Source organism: Pseudonocardia ammonioxydans, assembly GCF_900115005.1.
In the GTDB taxonomy this organism is placed as follows: Bacteria; Actinomycetota; Actinomycetes; order Mycobacteriales; family Pseudonocardiaceae; genus Pseudonocardia; species Pseudonocardia ammonioxydans.
The window spans coordinates 1-2,686 of record NZ_FOUY01000127.1; the positions used below are offsets into that span (position 1 = coordinate 1).

3 protein-coding genes are annotated in these 2,686 nt (G+C 70.7%); 2 read left to right on the forward strand and 1 reads right to left on the reverse strand.

Annotated elements, in window-relative coordinates:
• A partial coding sequence (locus tag BM093_RS34515) for a DsbA family protein (RefSeq protein ID WP_425439229.1) occupies window positions 1-215 on the reverse strand: 215 nt, incomplete at its 3' end.
• 889 nt (window positions 216-1,104) lie between these two features.
• Here BM093_RS34515 and BM093_RS34520 point away from each other — a divergent pair.
• Both BM093_RS34520 and BM093_RS34525 read left to right on the forward strand, forming a co-directional pair.
• Window positions 1,105-1,515: an ArsR/SmtB family transcription factor gene (locus BM093_RS34520; protein ID WP_093357632.1), complete on the forward strand. Its 411-nt coding sequence runs from the start codon at window positions 1,105-1,107 to the stop codon at window positions 1,513-1,515.
• The coding region (locus BM093_RS34525; RefSeq protein ID WP_143105718.1) for a heavy metal translocating P-type ATPase at window positions 1,508-2,686 on the forward strand (1,179 nt) is incomplete at its 3' end. The genes BM093_RS34520 and BM093_RS34525, both read left to right, overlap by 8 nt.

Genomic DNA, 2,686 nt, shown 5'->3' on the forward strand with positions numbered 1-2,686 from the left:
ACGCGGTCGCCGTACTGCTGGCGGAGCTGTTCGATCGCCGGATACACCGCGCCGCAGGCCTCGCATTCGAAGTCGAGGAACTCCACGAAGTTCACGGTGGCGCCGGGCGCGGTCGACAGCCGGTGGCTGTTATCGCGGACCGCGACCGATGCGGCTTCGGAGCTGTTGTCCGGGGTGTCGCTGCCGAGGCGTGTGAGACCGAACAGCACCGCCACGACGAGGACGAACAGGCCGGCGATGAGCAGGGACAGCGTCGTGTTGGACAGGCGACGCGGTGTGTCGGACGAAGGTGTGCTGTTGCGCGTAGCGCGTGACATGGAAGGCCCTCCGGCAGGCTGGGGCGACCTGATCGTCGCGAATCGGAACTCCGCTGCGTCGACTCCGAACGCGACGTCCCGCGGGACGGCCTCAGCGGCCGGTCACAGACGGGCAGTCGAACCCGGAGCCGGGCGGATCAGTTCCGATCGACGCAGAGCACGGCGACGGGCGCGCGAACCGCCGCAGGAGGCATCGGGTTCGACGCCGGCGCGGGCAGGACGGGCCGCTTTGCTCGGTCCGGCCCCAGGCACGCGGGGACGAGTGCGGGGCCCGGGTCACGTGGGTTGTCGAGTCCGCGTAGCGCGGCGTCCTCGGCGGCGTGCGATCCGCTCGGGCCGTGACAGGGCCGATCGGGGGTGCACGGATCAGGCTCGGCCGGCGAGATCGGCAGATCCTCGGCTGCGAGACTCCTGGTGGGACTCTCCGCATCGGGAGACTCGTCGGGCCCGCAGACGGGGCATTCTGCGGTCTCCTGGTCCGAAGACACCGTGACGGAAGCGACCGTCCGCTCCTGAGGCATGTCGCGACAGGCCAGGATGGGACCGAACGCGGTGTGCACGAGTACGGCCAGCAGCAGAACGACGAACGGGGTTGCGGGAGGGCGCATCGCAGTACGCACGATCACCTACCCCTCAGAAGGCAACGGGCCTGGTCATTCGTCGTCACGGACCCGACGGCATGCCACCGGCCTGCACTTTCGACGGCTCGTAGAGTACGTCCACCCGCGGGCGCTCCCCCCTCCGGGCAGCACTACCCAAACATATCGATGGTCGTTAGAATGTTTGTATGGCCGTGGATGACGCGTGTGACCTGCTCTGTCTCGATCTTCCGCACGCCGAACGGATCCGTGCCGCACTGCCTGACGCCACTCGGATCGAATCGGCGGCCGGTATGGCCCGTGGACTCGGGGATTCCACTCGGCTGCGGATCGCGGCCGCCCTCCTCGAGGGGGACGAACTGTGTGTGTGCGACACCGCCTGGGTCGTCGGGGCGTCGCAGGCACTGGTGTCACATCACCTGCGCCAGCTGCGCACGGCCGGGGTCGTGACCTCGCGCCGGGACGGCCGGATGGTGATGTACCAGCTCTCCGACCGGGGACACGCCGTCCTGTCGGTGCTGGTCGAGGTCGACAACGGCACAGCCGTCGACACCGACGGCGAGGGCGACGCGGTGCTGGAAGGAGCGAATCGTGTCTGAATCCTGCACCGCACCCGCACCCACGAACGACAGCACTGCCGGGGGCGACGAGGGCCCCGGCCGTATCTGGCAGGTCCGGGAGCTGCAGCTCGCCGCGATCGCTGCGGTGCTACTCGCCGCCGCCTGGGTGATCGCTCTCGTCGCCGGTGGGCCGGCGCTGCTGATCGGCGGGGTCGAGCTGGTCGCGGCGGTGGTCGCGGCGTCGACGTTCGTCCCCGACACAGTGCGCAGCCTGCGCCACGGTCGGATCGGTGTCGGCACTCTGATGACGATCGCCGTGATCGGCGCCGTCGCGCTCGGCCAGATCGCCGAGGCCGCCCTGCTCGGGATCCTGTTCTCGATCGCCGAAGGGCTCGAGCACCATGCCGTGACCCGGACCCGTCGCGGCCTGCGCGCTCTGCTGGGGCTGGTCCCCCCGGCCGCTTCGGTGCTGCGTGACGGTCACGAGGTCACCGTCTCCCCTGACGACCTGATCGTCGGCGACGTCCTGATCCTGCGCCCCGGTGAGCGGGCCGCGACCGACGGCACCGTCCGCACCGGGCGAACCAGCCTGGACACCTCCGCGATCACCGGCGAGTCGGTCCCGGTCGAGGCGGGACCGGGCGACGACCTCTACGCCGGGACGATCAACGGCGGTGGCGCGATCGAAGTCGTGGTCAGCGCCCCGGCCTCGGACAGCTCGCTGGCCCGGATCGTGCACATCGTCGAGCAGGCCCAGGAGCGCAAGGGCTCCGGTCAGTGCCTCGCCGACCGGATCGCTCGTCCGCTGGTTCCCGCGATCATGGTCCTGGCCGTGCTGATCGCCGGGCTGGGCGCGCTGTTCGGCGATCCGATGCTTTGGCTCGAACGGGCCCTCGTCGTACTCGTGGCCGCCTCACCGTGCGCGCTGGCGATCTCGGTACCGCTGACCGTGGTCGCCGCGATCGGCGCGTCCAGCCGGCACGGCGCCCTGGTCAAGGGTGGTGCGGCGCTGGAGGAACTCGGCCGGATCCGAGCCGTCGCCCTCGACAAGACCGGCACCCTGACCCGCAACGAACCCGAGGTGGTCGAGGTTCTCGCCGCACCCGGCGAGGACCGCACCGACGTGCTGGCCACCGCCGCCGCACTGGAATCCCGGAGCGAGCACCCGCTGGCCCGGGCGGTCCTCACCGCCGCCGAGGCGGCACCGTGG

What these genes read in the sequence shown, in the direction of transcription:
- BM093_RS34520 (WP_093357632.1), top strand. Translation starts at nt 1,105, where the DNA reads ATGGCCGTGGATGACGCGTGTGACCTGCTCTGTCTCGATCTTCCGCAC.